This is a genomic window from Parapedobacter sp. 2B3, from assembly GCF_041925275.1.
GTDB lineage: Bacteria > Bacteroidota > Bacteroidia > Sphingobacteriales > Sphingobacteriaceae > Parapedobacter > Parapedobacter pyrenivorans_A.
Genome location: NZ_JBHEUZ010000003.1, coordinates 211,135 through 226,937 on the forward strand (window position 1 = coordinate 211,135; position 15,803 = coordinate 226,937).

Here is a 15,803-nt window from a genome sequence, read left to right on the forward strand (position 1 = left end):
ATGACTAGTGACTTATATCCAGTGTCCGTCTTTCCGCCCAGCTACGCTCTGCCAATTCGATGACCCTGATCACGTCCCGCGCCTGTTCCGGCTTCACCTGCAATTCACTTTGCCCGGTAATTGCTTCATACACGTTCCGGTAAAACGCCGGGTTGTCTCCCCTTTGGCTGGGCAGGTATTCGATGCGGTCCCGGCCATCCTCCAGCACATTCAGTTTGCCCCATATTTCTTCGGGCTCCTTTCCCCAATCCGGATCATCCTTGGGCATTTTCCCTGCTCTGAGCGCTGCTTCCTGCGGATCGACCCCATATTTAACGAATGCGCCATCTACACCATACAGGGCGTACCTTGGCGAGGGCTCTTTGACGAGCATGGCTCCTTTGAGCGACACTTTCAGCGCGGGGTAATGCAAAATCACTTCAAAATCATCCACCGCCTGCACGCCGGTACGCTGCTTGCGCAGGTCGGCATTGACCGCCTGCGGCAAACCGAACAGCTGTATGGACTGGTCGATGAGATGGGCACCGAGGTCGTAGAGGATACCCGATCCGGGCAGGTCTTCCTCGCGCCATGCGTTTTCCCGGAGCGTATTGCGGAAGCGGTCATACCGGGCTTCGAATGCCACCAGCCGCCCCAGTTGTCCGCTTCCAATCACTTTCTTCACCGTGAGGTAGTCACTGTGCCACCGCGAATTGTGGTGCACGGTGAGTAAGCGGTCGCGCTGTTGCGCCAACGCGATAAGTTCATCGGCCTGGGCCGATGTATTGGTAAACGGCTTTTCGACCACCACATGCTTGCCTGCTAAAAGCGCGGCTTTGGTGAGCGAATGGTGCACATCATTTGAAGTGGCCACGACAACCAGATCGATATCATCGGCTTGGATGAGTGCTTCTGCACTACCCACCGGTAAGGCATCGGGGTACCGTTCTCGCAGCAACTTTTGCTGGTCCGGTTTGCGGGCGGTAACGCGGTGCAGCCGCAAACCATCTACCGAGGCGATGACAGGGGCATGGAATACCTGGCCGGCTACACCAAAGCCGATCAGCCCTACATTGATCACTTTATTCATAATAATCAGCTACGTTTTACATGCGGTCCGGCACCTCAATACCCAGCAGTTGCATGCTGTTGGCGATGATGCGGGCCGTGGCGGCCGAGAGATGCAGCCTGAAATGACGGACCGCCTCATCTTCCGCTTTGAGGATGGTCTCCTCGTGATAGAATTTGTTGTATTGCTTAGCCACCTCATAGCCGTAGTTGGCCACCTGTGCCGGACTGAATTCCTTGGCAGCCGCTGCGATGGTTGCCGGGAAATTACCAAGCAGTTGGATCAAATCGCGCTCGCTCTCCGCCAGCACAGCCGGTACAACCACGGCCAACAGGGAGGTGTAACCACCCTTTGAGAGCACCGATTGGATGCGCGCATGGGTGTACTGGATAAACGGTCCGGTATGCCCTTGGAAATCGATGGACTCGTTGGGGTCGAAGAGGAGCCGCTTTTTGGGCTCAACCTTAAGCAGGAAGTACTTGAGTGCGCCCATACCGATGATATCGTACAGCTGTGCCTTTTCAGCTTCGGGCAGCCCTTCGGTTTTCCCCAGCTCTTCCGTGCGTTTTTTCGCGGTCGCTACCATCTCATCCATCAAGTCGTCGGCATCCACCACCGTACCTTCACGTGATTTCATTTTGCCCGAGGGCAGGTCTACCATCCCATACGACAGGTGGAAGAGCCCCTTCGCCCAGGGTTTGCCCAGCTTTTCAAGGATGAGGAACAGCACTTTGAAGTGGTAATCCTGCTCGTTGCCCACCACGTAAATCGATTCGTCCATGCCGAAATCGTCGTATTTCAGCTGGGCGGTACCCATATCCTGCGTTATGTACACGGAGGTGCCATCGCCACGCAGTACCAGCTTCTCGTCCAGCCCATCATTGGTAAGATCTATCCATACGGAGTTGTCTTCCTTCCTGAAAAACACGCCCTTCTCCAGCCCTTCATTGATGATGTCTTTACCGAGCAGGTAGGTATCCGATTCATAATAGTATTTATCGAAGTCGACGCCGAGGCGCGTGTAGGTCTGCTCAAAACCGCTGTACACCCAGCTATTCATCGTTTTCCAGAGACCGATGACGGCTTCATCGCCCGCCTCCCATTGCTGGAGCATCTGCTGGGCCTCGCGGATAATGGGTGCCTGCTTTTTCGCTTCTTCCTCCGTATGGCCTTCCGCTTTGAGCTGGTCTATTTCCTGTTTGTACACTTTGTCAAAGAGCACGTAATACTTCCCCACCAGGTGGTCGCCTTTGAGGCCGCTGGTCGCGGGCGTTTCGCCATTGCCCCACCGCTGCCATGCCAGCATCGATTTGCAGATATGGATGCCACGGTCGTTCACCAGGTTGGCCTTGATTACCTCATAGCCGTATGCCGTTAAGATGGATGCTACCGAATAGCCCAGTAGGTTGTTGCGTATGTGGCCCAAATGCAGGGGTTTGTTGGTGTTTGGCGACGAGTATTCAACCATGAGCTTCCTGCCGTTGGCGGGAAATCGACCAAACCTTTCCTGCCTGATCACTGTTGTAAACAACGAGGTCCAATAGGCGTCAGACAGGCTCAGGTTCAGGAACCCTTTGATGGTGTTGAAGGCCGTAAGCTCGGGCAAGTGCTCCAGCAGGTAAACCCCGATATCATTTCCGGTGGCTTCTGGCGACTTCTTGGAAAACCGGGTCATCGGGAAAACAACGATGGTAAGTTGTCCTTCAAATTCCTTCCGCGTTTCCTGGATGGCTAGCTGATGGTCGGGTAAGTCGGCATCGTATAATTCCCTAATTGCCTGTTTCGTATGGTAGATGAGTTGTTGTTGTATCGTACTTGCCATGTAAGTGTTTAAGCATTAAATTCTTAGCGTCGATGTCGTAAATAACGAATTTACAATAGTAACTATTTTTATAGCGACGTATTCATACCGAAAACATATCTTTGCCAAACTTAGACAAACACCCTATTATATGCAAGCGGATGTTTGTCTAATTCTCTTCTACCGCTGAAGAGACGGAATGATTGTTTAGAATAAAAATATAAAAAAAATGCAGAGCTATCAGGAATTTCTTGACCTCAGTGTGGGGTTTCCACAGGATGGGTTTGAAATCATCGATGACGAATTGTACTTCCACGACCTCAACCTAATGGAGATGATTGAGACGTATGGTACACCCCTACGGTTCACCTATCTGCCCATCATCAGCAAGAAGATTCAGCAAGCCAAGATATTGTTCCAAACAGCGATCCTGAAGCACAATTACCGGGGGTCTTACAAATACTGTTACTGCACGAAGAGTTCGCATTTCAGGCATGTGGTAGAAGAAGCGCTGAAAAACGACATCCACTTGGAGACCTCATCGGCATTCGATATGCCGATGATCGATGCGCTCGAAAAGAAAGGGGTGGTAAACAAGGAGATTACCGTAATCTGTAACGGTTTCAAGACCTACCAATACAAGCAGTACATCGTCGATATGCTACACGATGGTTTCAAGAACATCATCCCGGTGCTGGACAATAAGGAAGAGTTCAACATCTATGACGACGAGGTGGAGCTGGACGAACCCTGTAATTTAGGTATCCGGATCGCTGCGGAAGAGCAACCGGACTCGCCCTTCTACACCTCGCGCTTAGGCATCCGGCTGGAAGATATCCTCGATTTCTATAACAGCAAGGTGGTACCCAATCCGAATTTCAGGGTAAAACTCTTGCATTTCTTCATCAATTCGGGTATTTCCGACACGCCTTACTATTGGAATGAGTTGGAAAAATACGTCACGTTGTATTGCAAGTTCAAGAAAATCAATCCGGACCTCGACACACTGGATATCGGCGGCGGCATGCCTTTCAAGGATTCCTTGGTGCACGATTTCGATTACGAATACATGGTCAACGAAATCGTCAACCGCATCAAACAGATCTGTGCGGTGCACGAAGTGATGGAGCCGGATATCATCACCGAGTTTGGCAAATACACGGTGGCCGAAGCGTCGGGCATCCTCTACAAGGTAATTGGCCGCAAGCAGCAGAATGACCGCGAAAAGTGGCTGATGCTCGATGGGTCGTTCATCACCAACCTACCCGATGTGTGGGCGCTTAACCAGAAGTACATCCTGGCGCCCATCAACAATTGGGATGCGGAGTACGAGCGTGTAAACCTAGGCGGGATTACCTGCGACGGGCAGGATTATTACAGCCAGGAAGCGCATATCAACAGTGTATTCATGCCCAAAACGCGCAAGCTGCAATACCTGGGCTTTTTCCATACCGGGGCCTACCAGGAAGTGCTCAGTGGCTACGGAGGCATCCACCATTGCCTACTCCCCTCGCCCAAGCATGTGCTGATCCGGCGTAACCGCGACGAAACATTCAACTTCGAGGTATTCGGTGAGGAGCAGAACAGCAAGCAAGTGCTCCGGTTGCTGGGATACCAATAGGTTGCACGGCAATCGTTGCGTTCATTTTTACATTTGAAATGCTAAAATAAACCCTTACTTTTGCAACCCGTTCGGAAAGGTGTCAGAGTGGTCGAATGAGCAGTCCTGGAAAGACTGTAGTCGGGGTAACCGGCTCGAGGGTTCGAATCCCTCCCTTTCCGCCAGCCCAAATAAAGCCCCTCGTTTTAAACGAGGGGCTTTTTGTTTAATAGACGAGCCAAGTGTGCTTGAGCTAAGCCAGTTAAACAGAAAAAGGAATGAGCGCAGCGAATGGCTTCATTGCGGGTGAAGCCTCCCCGCACGGGATGACTATTACCAACAATGCTTTCTTGCTTTCCAATTCCTTTTTACGGACTTTCACGGCAACTTTTAATTCATCTTTGATATACCACAAAATCAAGCAATCAATTTAGGTAACTAAACTAAACAAAATGCTTCTTCAATAATACTATTTGCCCCAAGTGATAATAGCAGTGCTCGATCATCGACTCTATATTTAGGAGATAGGTACCATATTTCTCAACGATAAAAATCTCTTGAAGGCGTTCTTCCGGCATTTGTTCAATAATTTGAGCAAATTCTTCGGAATCGCTCCAAAAAACACTTAAGAAAGCTCCCCATTGGTCACTCGACGTTATAGCTGGAAAATCAAAGCTATACTTATCACTTATGGTTAAAGTTTCTTCCTTAAAAGCATTTTTAACTCCTTTTACGTAGTAATGAATGTGTTGTGAGAGGGTAGCAATTGAATTTAGATTGCCCAATTCTTTCGTTGCCAATTTCCAGTCAAGTCCGTCTAATTGGTCTTTGTAATTGGTGTTTGCTATAAAAGTCCCATTCAAAACCACTTCTCTGAATCTCCGTGCCAATTCGTAACTAAGTCCCATTATTATAATTGTTTAAGCTATAAAGTTACATGATTTCTCAATCTGTCTATTTCCAAGACTTTCGTCATTGCACCTATCCATTGCCCAACTAAATTTCCGTCTGCTTTTCTTCCCTCTATCTAAACTCTGCTTGCGTAGCCCTTTGTTATCAGCGGTAGGCGAATTTCCTTTGGCCTTTTCGTTAGCAAATCCCCCAATCCCCCGGTCGTCAAGGCCAAGCCCCAAGGGGGTTTGTTCAAAAAAATCTTCCCTGCTCGCTTCGTTCCCGAGTATTTTTTGCCCAAAGCCTTGCTTTACTGTGGAATTGTAAGGAACGGTCTTCTAACAACAAGCCAGAGGGCTGAATGAGCGCAGCGAATGGCCCGTGTAAAATCCGGTCGCTTTTTCAAAGCTGCTTCGCCCACATAGGCTTCTCTTTTAAGATTTGCGCGCGAACCGGGCAGCCCTCGGAATGTGCCCCGGGCAAATAGCCGATACTCATTAAGAACTCATTTACGATTTCACCACCCGTAAAGCGAAATGTTTTCTTGAACAGCTTAACCCATTCGTCCTTTGTCTTCGGGTGGTGGTGTTCCAGCCATTGAGCGAAAGAGCCAAACTCTTTTTGCAAAACCAGGATGGCCTTTGCGTTTTCTATCGCCGCATTTACTTTTAGTTTGTTGCGGATAATACCTGCGTCGGCCAATAGCCTTTCCCTATCCGCTTCGGCGTATGCCGCGACTTTTTCGATATCGAAATTACTGTATGCGTTGCGAAACGAAGTTTCTTTCTTCAGGATCGTTTCCCAACTCAACCCCGCCTGGTTGATTTCCATAACCAATCGGCCAAACAGTTCGTTGTCATCGTAAATCGGAAAACCATAATGATTATCGTGGTAGTTTTTGTGCAATGCCTTTCTTTCTCCGGTTTGCATTGCTTCTATAGCAGAACAATAGGACATATGTTATTGCTTTATCATTTTATACGTTCCAGACTTTTTCCTCCGTAAAAGGAGCGACATAAGTTAGCAATTTTTATCAATTGATAATTTCCGCATTCGGATTGGCTCTTATGCTAGCGAGGTTCTGCCGCCATCGTTGAAGTTCCGCTGGTGTCAACCGTACCCAATCGGCCACCTCTCCCACAATTTTCAAGGGTTCCTTGCTTCGATACGAACGGGTCGGATTCCCCGGGAATTTTTTATCCGTAACGTTCGGGTCATCTTCAAAAGCTCCCGTCGGCTCGACGATGTATACGCGGGGTTGCCCATCGCCCGGCGCCAGCTCAGCGGCAAGACCGGCACCATTGACCAAAGCGGTGAAATAAATATGGTTCATGATTACATGGGGGTGGTAATTTGAAGCGAATCCCGCCGTCAGCTGGTCTCCAACGTGCAAATCCGCTTTCGTGCCGTGATAAAAGGGGCCGTTCATTAGACCATCAGCAGCGTTTGGTGAAATCATTTTGTTTATCATGGCCCTTACTTTTTATTTATTTTTTCAATTTTCCGATTCAATATTTCCAAAGAACCCGCGAAGTATTTCTCCAACGTTTTCTGTTCTTCCATGGAAAAAGAGCCAAAAAATTCATCCGTATCGTCCTGATAATCCTTGTAAAACGGCGTGACCAATTTCGTTATCCTATCAACATTAGGGACGATGATGATGCGCCGCCTGTCCTTTTTATCGGCTTGCCTTTTGACAAGTTTCTTGCTTTCAAAGCGGTCTATCAAGCCCGTTACCGCGCCCGTTGTCAACCCCGTAAGAACGGCGAGCTCTCCTGCCGTCATTTGTCCTTTTTGGATCAGAAACCCTAGGTATTTGTGGTCGGTACCCGTAAGCCCAACCTTCCTGCCAATACTTTCGTGCATCTGGATGGATGTATAGGCGTATTGTTGGCTCAATTTTCTCAGCCCGACAATCCCTTCGTTGACCCCCATAACTCTTACAAACAAAATATCTTAGCCGTAAAGATAAACAAAACAGGAATGTCTTCCAAAAAGAAAAATCCATTCGCGGCAGGGAAAGGTTTTTTTTAGTTAACTTGGCCTCCCGTCCACACCGGAAAGATTATGAAACATACGCTACTGATAATTTGCTTACTCGGTTTTACGGTTGTTAGCCGAGCCCAGGATGATGCGGTCATCACCTCTTATAAAGGGAATATACACGTACGCAACCACGAAGACGGGCGGCTGCATATCAATGTACCGCCCAAAAGCACACGTAAATTCAAAGCAACGGGCAAGATATGGTATAGCGACTTCGGTGCTAAAGGCGACGGAAAAGCAGACGACATCGATGCCATTGCGGCCACCCATGCGTTTGCCAATGCCTACGGGCTCACCGTAAGGGCAGATGATAAGGCGACCTACTACATCAGTGGAAAAGCGCGCACAGCCACCATAAAAACCGACACCCATTTTGGAAAAGCTTCCTTCATCATCGACGATACCGACGTTGAACGCCGGGGTGCAGCGGTTTTCGTGGTTCGTTCGGGCAAGCAGCCCTATATGCCGACTGGGATTACGTCGCTCCGGAAAAACCAGGCAAAACTTCAGCTTACACTTCCCGGCCCTTGCCTGATCACCGTTACCAACGCCAACGTAAAGCAGTATATCCGGTTCGGTCCGAACCAGAACAGCGGCTCGCCGCAAACCGATATTTTTGTGGTGGATGGGAACGGGAATGTAGACATGGACGCTCCGATCATATGGGATTTTGATCAGATTACCAGCATCACGGCACTTCCCATCGACGAAACCCCGCTGGAAATCACCGGTGGGATTTTTACCACTATCGCCAACCAAGCGGAATCGAAATACACCTACTACGGCCGAAATATTGCCATACGGCGGTCTAACGTGACCGTAGAAGGGCTGGTACACCATGTTACGGGCGAAGGGGACCACGGCGCACCGTATAGTGGTTTCATTGACGTGGGCAATTGCGCCTATGTGACGGTGAAAAATACCGTGCTTACGGGGCGGAAAACCTACACCACCATCGGTTCGGCAGGCAGGCCCGTATCGATGGGAACGTATGATATCTCGGTCAATCGGGCGGTCAACGTATCGTTTATCAACTGTACCCAAACCAATGACATTACGGACCCCACCTATTGGGGTATCATGGGGTCCAATTTCGGCAAGAACCTGTTGTACGACGGTTGTACCCTATCCCGTTTCGATGCCCACCAAGGGGTAGCCAACGCCACGGTACGTAATTCCACACTCGGCCACATGGGAATTAACGCCATTGGCTCCGGAACGTTCACCGTAGCAAACTGTACTATCCTAGGTAGAAGCATCATCAACCTGCGTCCCGACTACGGCAGCACGTGGCAAGGCGAGCTGATCATCCGAAACTGCGTTTTGAGGCCCTCCGCCAAAAAACTTTCCCACGTGTCGCTTATCACCGGAAGCCAAACCGGCCTGCACGATTTCGGGTACATTTGCTATATGCCTGAACGCATTACCATCGAAAACCTGGAGATTGACGACTCCAATATCCCAGCGGGGTATGGTGGTCCGGCCATTTTTGCCGATTTCAACCCCCAGATGAAAGACGAGTCCTACCAAGAGCAGTTCCCCTATGTAAAGACCAAAGAAGTCATCCTCCGCAATGTAAAGGCAGCCTCCGGTAAACCGCTAAGAATAAGTGACAACGTGTTTATGTTCAAAGATGTGAAAGTATTGCACAACGAACGTTGAGCCATCACTTTAACCGCTCCAATTTCCCCTTCCGTTTCACGAGGTTCTTATAATCCCATTGTATTTTGGTTGCTTTGTCGAGCCAGCGTATTACATCGGGAGCATTGATTTCTTCAACAGCTGTATAAAGAACGGATGCATCTTTAAATTTACCGTTGCCGGATGTGAGTTTATCCTCTTCAAAACTTGCGCCGCTCCAGAACATAAGGCGAACACCCGCTTTCAACTTGCTGTATCCCACAATGGGGTTCCCATCCAAAAACCAAACCGGGTGCGCGTGCCAGATTTTGCTTTCCGCACCGGCAAGGTGCTCGTCAATGAGCTTTACCAATGCATGGCAGATTTCACCGCTCACATCCGTTTGCGATTGATTGTATGTCAGCACATCGTTGTCCATTTTACATGTCGCCTTATGAAATTCAAACAAAAATAACGTACTTGGATTGAAATTCCTTCTTTCTTCTTCTGAAATCAGGCCGTTGTCTCCGCCCCGTTCCATTTGATGTTTTCATGCTCGGCTTTACTTTTCAATGACAATACCGTATTTACCGAGCAGCCCCGCGATACCCGAAACCGAAAACCGTGCTTTTCTAATACGATTGGTTTCTGGATCAATGGCAAAGTTGTAAGAGGTGCGTAAATCAGCTTTTTCAAGCACGGTACTGTCAAAAACGGCATTCATCAGGTTGCAATCATCAAATACGGCACTGGTCAGGTCAGCTTCCGCGAAGTCGGCTTCTTGCAACTGCGAATCTTTGAAAATGGTCATCTTTATTTTCGTTTTATAAAATGAGGAATGGTCCAATTGGCAACCATCGAAAGAAAACGAAAGACCGAACGGGTTACAGTTATCAAACCGGAGGCCAAGCATTTTACAGTCTTTGAATTGAACATCACGGAATGCCGTTCCACTGAGTTTTGCCAAACTGAGATTGCACTCGTTGAATGTACATTCCACAAATTTAAACGCCGAAAGGTCGTGCTCGGCAAAGTCGCAACTGTTGAAAATGCAATTGTCGTACTCACCACTTTGCAGCGCGGCATTCCGGTCAAACGTCTGGTCCTGTATATATGTGTCTTGCATCTAGCTGTTCCGTTGAAATTTTATTTTATGCCTCCAAAAGCCCCGAAGCACATATTCTTGTGCAATATTTCTACCTCGCTAAAGCCAACTTCTTTCATCAGATCCAGTTGGTAGTTGATAGACCGAGGTGAATCTTCTTTGGCCACATAGTCCAGCACGTGTTGACGATATTCCTTTCCGCCCAGCCCTTCCAGGTAGTCGCCGTACCGTTCCCACGTATAGTCGTTTAGCACGCCGGTATTTTGTGCGATTAGGTCGGCTATCATCAGGCAGCCTCCCGGCCGCAGTAACCTAAAAAGTTTCTGAAAGGTCACTTTCCAGTCGTTGTCATCCCTTAAATGATGCAAAACAGCGCCTGCCAGCATGATGTCGAAATGATTTTCGGCCAGCTCCACCTCCCTGACATCACCCTGTAAAACAGTCACTTTACCAATTGTCTGCGGCGACACCCTCTCCCAAGCCTTATCCAGCATTGGCTTACTTAGATCAACCAGCGTACAATTTAGGTCGGGCATCTTTGAAAGCATGGTCAACGAATAGTTACCCGCCCCACAACCGATATCCAGTAAATTTTCAGCCTCAGGAACAATCCGCTTCGCGGCTTCCGTAATAAGTTCCAGGGAAATTTTGGCATCTATTGTTGAACGTTGGCCGGTATCCAAGTTGGAAAATCGTTCCACATCATTGTCAAACCGCGTTTTAATCTCTTCTATCGTTGATTTATTCATTCGATTCATTGCATGGTCTTTTTAAGCCATCAACTGTTATCCTTCTTCTGTGCAACAAGAGAGTAAACCATGGGGATTTTGTTGTCCAAATGGGCTATTCTATATTTTCTTGGTTCATATTCAATCGCGTTGTTAAAACAGTTGTAAGGCGAATAATCGAACTCTTCGAATGACGAGATTTCTAGTCCATTGTTCATCAAACTGCCCACCACTTCGCTCAGGCTGTGATTCCACGTTACATTTTCCAACATGATAGCTGCAGTTTTGTCTGCATATGTTCCACTTTCCGACTGGAGGATAGCTCCCGAATTGAAATAGCTATACCCGATTTTCTCAAAGTTATCGTCAAACATCCAAACGACCGGATGAAACTCCACAAATACGAACCGACCGCCTGCTTTCAAATGCGTTGAGACCACCTTCGCCCACTTTTCCAAGTCGGGCAACCAACCGATGGTCCCATAGCTCGTATAAACAATATCAAATTGCCCGGTTACGTGATTGGGTAAATCATAGACGTCACAGCAAATGAAATCTGCGGTCGAGTTTGTTTCAGCTGCAAGTTGTTTCGCGCTTTCGATGGCTTTGTCTGACAAATCGACACCGGTCACTTCTGCCCCCAACCTATTTAACGAAATTGTATCCTGTCCAAAATGGCATTGCAAATGTAAGATCGTTTTTCCGTTGACATCGCCAAGCAACGCCAGCTCAATATCATTTAAAGAAGTTTTACCTTTAATGAAACCCGCCACATCATAAAATTCCGATTTCAGATGTGAGTCAGTCCTGCTGTTCCAGGATTGGCGGTTTATTGCCAGATAGTTCGATTCTATGCTCATTTCCTGATGGTTTTGTCGTATTAAAAAAAACAGTGATTCGCCTCTAGCCATTAAACTCATGCGGGTATTCCACTACTCCGCTCACATTGGTCAACGCGCCTTCAGCCAGTTCGATGGCCATGCAATTTTCGACAGGAACATCAAATGGCAGCATGATGCCAAATTTACCGGCGGGCTCGTAGCCAAACCGTGGGTAGTAATTTTCATGCCCCAGCAGAACCACAGACCCGAAACCCAATTCGGTTGCTTTTACGTGGGCAGCTTCGATCAGTCGACCACCTATTCCTTTCCCCTGATGTGCGGGTAAAACCGCAACCGGGGCCAACGCCAGCGACGTGGTGTTGGCATGCTCATTTACAATCCGGATCTTGGTGAGCAAGATATACCCCACTACCTCCCCATACAGCTCGGCTACCAGTGCCAGTTCTGGCACAAATGCAGCTGATTTTCTTAAGCGTTCTACCAGCAATTGCTCTTGATGGTCGCTGTGTTCTTCGTTTTCAAAAGCCTTTTCGACAACGTTAAAGACAGCTTCGTAGTCGCTGGCGTCTTCCCTTCTGATATTCATGCATATTTGTCAATTACCTATCGTCATTCCGCTTTATACCTCATCTCGCCATTGATGTATAAAGCCAATACTTTTCTGCCAATGGCTAAATTTATAAAAAAAGCCAATGCTTATACAATGTTGTATCCCATTTTACGCTATCTGAATTGTTTCGGTTTCAGTTTTCTACTTGCATTTTCTGCTATCTCAACAATTCTTTTTTGTCTGGTTTCAGGTCTTCTAGCAAGAACAACCCAACTTAATAGGATTTTCCTTGCTGATTTACTTAAACGCTGGTAATATTCGAAGGAGCCAGCTCTCTTGTCAAATTCTTTTCTCAAATCTTCTGGAACAACAAGCGCTTCTGCTTCATCTAAAATAGACCAAGATCCATTTTTCTTAGCAATCTCAACAGACTTATAACCAGCTTTTTGCATAAGGCCATTTGAAATTAAGTGATCTACTTTATCCTTATTTATTTTTGACCATATGCTATTAGGCTTTCTTTTAGTGAAATATTGTATATACCTTTCTTCATCAATCGTCTTTCTAGTGCTATCTATCCACCCAAAGCAAAGCGCCTCATCAACGGCTTCACTCCAACTTACGGAAGCATTGTTGGTTGACGACTTAGAATAAATAAGCCAAACAGACTGTTTTGAACAATGGTTTTTTTCTAACCAGTTTCGCCAATCTGTTCTACTTTTAGGGCAGTATGTTTCTATTTCCCTTTCTACGCATTATATTCGGTCTAACCATTTTAAAATCGCTTGATTTGTTTCAATTGGAAGTTCTTATTGAATAGACCAAATCATAATAGGCTTTGGAAATTCGGGCGGATAAATTCAGTGCTAATTACATTTTCCATCTGTTTTGCTTAAAAGCCAATACGATGCAAACGTAAGCCTGTTCGGTGACAATCCTTTGTCAAGGGTCAACATGAATTAATGATAGTTGCCAAAAATACGCTTGCGAAGTCGTATTGTGAGGCGCAAAATTTTCGAATTATTTAGGGTTTGGATTGTTTCAACAACCAAGTAATCTGCTTCTTGGCCAAGCACCGCTTCTGCGCTTCTGTACACATCTTCTGAATCGTAAACTAGTCGCGTAGAGGCGTCGAACACGGCTACCCAAATTGCGGAAGAATGCGAGGTTTTCATTGGCAGATGGTTTTCAATAGCCCTAAACGTAAGATAAATTGGGGGGGGTAATTACAACAGAAAACCGACCCCGATGGGGTCGGCTGTATATTCACGCATCAATTTTGGAGCCTAAAGTCCCAAGATAGCATCCACCTGTTTCGATACCTTTTGCAGGTACTCGCGATCGCCGTCGCCCAGCTCAACGGTGAGCCACCCGCCTCGGTAATCGATATCTCGGAGTGCCTGCATCACTACCGGCCAGTTATTGTCGCCCGCCAACAGGTCAACGCCAAACCCTTTCCATAGCCCCTCGTCGTTCATCTTTCTGCGACTGAATTCCTTGGCGTGGAGCTTCACAATACGCCTGTTGAGTTCGGCTATCCAATGTTCGGGCCAGCCGTACCGCAAGATGTTCCCGATATCGAAATACCAGCCCACCAAAGGGTGGTTAATCTCGTCCACAAATTGCCGTGCTTCCACTGGGCTCAGAATGAAGTTGCTCCACACGTTCTCCAAGCCGATCTTCATCCCGGTCTTTTCGGCATGGGGAATCAACTTCCGCACAGAATCCAGTGCATTCCGGTAGGCCACGCCATAGGGAATCTTTTCGTTGACTACGCCCGGCACCACCAGCACCGTGTCGCCACCGAGTACCTTTACATCGGCCAGCGACTTGGCCACCGAATCGATGGTAAACTGCCGTACTTCTGGATCGGGATCGGATAACGGCTTGCTCCAATGGTCTTTATTGACCACGCTGGGTATCTCGATGCCCGATTTCTCCTTGGCTTCAAGTAATTCGTCCAAACCGAAGTCGACCGGACTGTTGAACTCGATCCCGTCGAAACCCAGGTCCTTCACCAGCTTACACTTGTCGACCAACGAAAGCTCCTCCTTGATCATGTAAAAGCTGACGCCTTTCTTCAACTTCAATGTGTTTTCCATCGGTTTGGCCATCAGCGGATTGTTGCTACCGAGCGCGGGGGCCACCACGGCGCCACCCGCCAACAGCGATGCCGATTTTATAAAGTTTTTCCTATCCATCATATCAGATCGTCGTTTTTTCGCCGGGGATGGCGATGGGTAAATCATATTTCATATCCCACGATACATTGCCGGGGAAAAGCACCTCATTGGAAGCCAATGCGGCCTCCAATGAAACGGTCTGGCCGGTATAGCCCGCCATCCGGCCTGCAAGGGCAACGAGGTTCGATTTCACCATCCAGTCACCGTCGTTCATCGGCTTGTTCGCCCTGATGGATGCAAAAAGTTCATCATGTTCCTGTTGGTACATACTTCTTGAACTGCTCTCTTTATATGCATTCTCATCTGTGAACTTGGTAGTATCGTCGTATTTCCACGGGTTCTTTCCCGTGATGTCATGCCCACCCGTGCGGCAATCCACCACACACCGGCCCTGATCTCCTACCAGTTCTACGGCATAGGCCGGCGCGGTATCGTTCTGCTGCCGGCAGGAGAAGTAAGCCTTCGTACCGTCGTCGTACTGGTACACCATGGCAAAATGGTCGTACACGTTGCCAAACTTGGGGTCCACCCGCTTCTGTCGGCCGCCGCTGCCCGTTACGCTCACCGGTAGCTTATCACCCAGCGCCCATTGCATCATATCTAGACTATGGATGGCCTGCTCGATGATGTGGTCGCCCGAAATCCAATTGTAATACAACCAGTTGCGCAGCTGGTATTCGAAGTCCGTCCACTGGGGCTGCCGCTCTTTGTGCCACAGTTCACCGGTGTTGTAGCTGCATTCGGCAGTGAGTACCCGGCCGATCTGGCCGTCGAGCACACGGCCGAAGGTCTCGCGTTTGGGAGCATGGTAACGCCAGCAGAACCCCGATACCAGCGACAGGTTCTTGGCCTTCGCCTGGTTCGCAGCCGCGATGACCCGGCGCATGCCCGGGCCGTCAACGGCAAACGGCTTTTCGCAGAAAATATGCTTACCGGCATTTACGGCAGCCTCCAGGTGGTCCGCACGGAAGGCCGGTGGCGCTGCCAGCAGCACCACGTCCACGTCGAGATCGACCAATTGCTGGTAGGCATCCAGCCCCACCAGTTGACGCCGCCCGGGGACCTTCACCTTGTTGCCGAACTGCTCTTTCAACGCTGTAAGCGACTGCTCCAGCTGGTCCTCAAACGCATCGGCCATCGCATAAAGGATTACGTTGGGGTCGGCATTGAGCGCTTCCATGGCCGCGGCGGTGCCCCGGCCACCGCAACCAATAAGGCCCACCTTCAAGGTGTTTGAGTTGAGTGACCAGATGGAATTGGATCCAAGCGCGTAATCAGCGGCAACCGCGCCGGCGATGGTCGTCAATCCTGCTGTTTTTAAAAACCGTCTTCTTGAATAGTTCATTATGAATAATTAAATAGATAATTGATTATTGGTTAGTTGCTAAC

16 protein-coding genes and 1 tRNA gene are annotated in these 15,803 nt (G+C 48.4%); 3 read left to right on the top strand and 14 right to left on the bottom strand.

The features are described from left to right. Positions 1-4: 4 nt before the first annotated feature. Together ACEVG1_RS05485 and argS are read right to left on the bottom strand one after the other, a co-directional pair. Complete coding sequence (locus tag ACEVG1_RS05485; RefSeq protein ID WP_374742571.1) at positions 5-1,069, bottom strand: oxidoreductase; 1,065 nt, start codon at positions 1,067-1,069, stop codon at positions 5-7. A gap of 16 nt (positions 1,070-1,085) precedes the next feature. Then, a complete protein-coding gene (argS, locus tag ACEVG1_RS05490) occupies positions 1,086-2,870 on the bottom strand; it encodes an arginine--tRNA ligase (protein ID WP_374742572.1) in 1,785 nt (594 codons plus the stop codon). Between the two features lie 208 nt (positions 2,871-3,078). On the opposite strand from argS, the gene ACEVG1_RS05495 reads away from it, so the two are divergent. Both ACEVG1_RS05495 and ACEVG1_RS05500 read left to right on the top strand, forming a co-directional pair. Then, the gene (locus ACEVG1_RS05495) at positions 3,079-4,470 is read left to right on the top strand and encodes an arginine decarboxylase (protein ID WP_374742573.1); all 1,392 of its coding nucleotides are present in this window, start codon (positions 3,079-3,081) and stop codon (positions 4,468-4,470) included. A gap of 73 nt (positions 4,471-4,543) precedes the next feature. Further along, positions 4,544-4,634 (top strand) — tRNA-Ser (locus ACEVG1_RS05500). Between the two features lie 258 nt (positions 4,635-4,892). On the opposite strand, the gene ACEVG1_RS05505 is transcribed toward ACEVG1_RS05500, so the two are convergent. The 4 genes from ACEVG1_RS05505 to ACEVG1_RS05520 all read right to left on the bottom strand — a co-directional run bounded on the left by ACEVG1_RS05505 (position 4,893) and on the right by ACEVG1_RS05520 (position 7,290). Further along, positions 4,893-5,357 (bottom strand): DUF1572 domain-containing protein, encoded by a 465-nt coding sequence (locus tag ACEVG1_RS05505; protein ID WP_374742574.1) that lies wholly within the window; start codon positions 5,355-5,357, stop codon positions 4,893-4,895. Between the two features lie 385 nt (positions 5,358-5,742). After that, positions 5,743-6,270, bottom strand: coding sequence for a DNA-3-methyladenine glycosylase I (locus ACEVG1_RS05510; protein WP_374742575.1), 528 nt, complete (start codon positions 6,268-6,270; stop codon positions 5,743-5,745). A 103-nt stretch (positions 6,271-6,373) separates the two neighbouring features. Next, positions 6,374-6,799 carry an NAD(+)--rifampin ADP-ribosyltransferase gene (gene arr, locus ACEVG1_RS05515; protein WP_374742576.1) on the bottom strand — a complete coding sequence of 142 codons (426 nt, stop codon included), beginning with the start codon at positions 6,797-6,799 and terminating at the stop codon, positions 6,374-6,376. A gap of 17 nt (positions 6,800-6,816) precedes the next feature. Beyond that, positions 6,817-7,290, bottom strand: a complete 474-nt coding sequence (locus ACEVG1_RS05520) for a MarR family winged helix-turn-helix transcriptional regulator (protein WP_374742577.1) — start codon at positions 7,288-7,290, stop codon at positions 6,817-6,819. 117 nt (positions 7,291-7,407) lie between these two features. Here ACEVG1_RS05520 and ACEVG1_RS05525 point away from each other — a divergent pair, with 117 nt between their 5' ends. Continuing rightward, complete coding sequence (locus ACEVG1_RS05525) at positions 7,408-9,048, top strand: right-handed parallel beta-helix repeat-containing protein (RefSeq protein ID WP_374742578.1); 1,641 nt, start codon at positions 7,408-7,410, stop codon at positions 9,046-9,048. A gap of 4 nt (positions 9,049-9,052) precedes the next feature. On the opposite strand, the gene ACEVG1_RS05530 is transcribed toward ACEVG1_RS05525, so the two are convergent. The 8 genes from ACEVG1_RS05530 to ACEVG1_RS05565 all read right to left on the bottom strand — a co-directional run bounded on the left by ACEVG1_RS05530 (position 9,053) and on the right by ACEVG1_RS05565 (position 15,759). Next, the gene (locus tag ACEVG1_RS05530; RefSeq protein WP_374742579.1) at positions 9,053-9,547 is read right to left on the bottom strand and encodes a DUF1801 domain-containing protein; all 495 of its coding nucleotides are present in this window, start codon (positions 9,545-9,547) and stop codon (positions 9,053-9,055) included. 21 nt (positions 9,548-9,568) lie between these two features. After that, complete coding sequence (locus tag ACEVG1_RS05535) at positions 9,569-10,132, bottom strand: pentapeptide repeat-containing protein (RefSeq protein ID WP_374742580.1); 564 nt, start codon at positions 10,130-10,132, stop codon at positions 9,569-9,571. A 20-nt stretch (positions 10,133-10,152) separates the two neighbouring features. Continuing rightward, positions 10,153-10,869: a class I SAM-dependent methyltransferase gene (locus ACEVG1_RS05540; protein WP_374742581.1), complete on the bottom strand. Its 717-nt coding sequence runs from the start codon at positions 10,867-10,869 to the stop codon at positions 10,153-10,155. A 20-nt stretch (positions 10,870-10,889) separates the two neighbouring features. Continuing rightward, positions 10,890-11,699, bottom strand: coding sequence for a class I SAM-dependent methyltransferase (locus ACEVG1_RS05545; RefSeq protein ID WP_374742582.1), 810 nt, complete (start codon positions 11,697-11,699; stop codon positions 10,890-10,892). Between the two features lie 43 nt (positions 11,700-11,742). After that, positions 11,743-12,267: a GNAT family N-acetyltransferase gene (locus ACEVG1_RS05550; protein WP_374742583.1), complete on the bottom strand. Its 525-nt coding sequence runs from the start codon at positions 12,265-12,267 to the stop codon at positions 11,743-11,745. A gap of 137 nt (positions 12,268-12,404) precedes the next feature. Further along, positions 12,405-12,683: a YdeI family protein gene (locus ACEVG1_RS05555; RefSeq protein WP_374742584.1), complete on the bottom strand. Its 279-nt coding sequence runs from the start codon at positions 12,681-12,683 to the stop codon at positions 12,405-12,407. Positions 12,684-13,517: 834 nt separating this feature from the next. Beyond that, the gene (locus tag ACEVG1_RS05560; RefSeq protein ID WP_374742585.1) at positions 13,518-14,435 is read right to left on the bottom strand and encodes a sugar phosphate isomerase/epimerase family protein; all 918 of its coding nucleotides are present in this window, start codon (positions 14,433-14,435) and stop codon (positions 13,518-13,520) included. Position 14,436: 1 nt separating this feature from the next. Continuing rightward, positions 14,437-15,759, bottom strand: a complete 1,323-nt coding sequence (locus ACEVG1_RS05565; protein WP_374742586.1) for a Gfo/Idh/MocA family protein — start codon at positions 15,757-15,759, stop codon at positions 14,437-14,439. Positions 15,760-15,803: the final 44 nt, after the last annotated feature.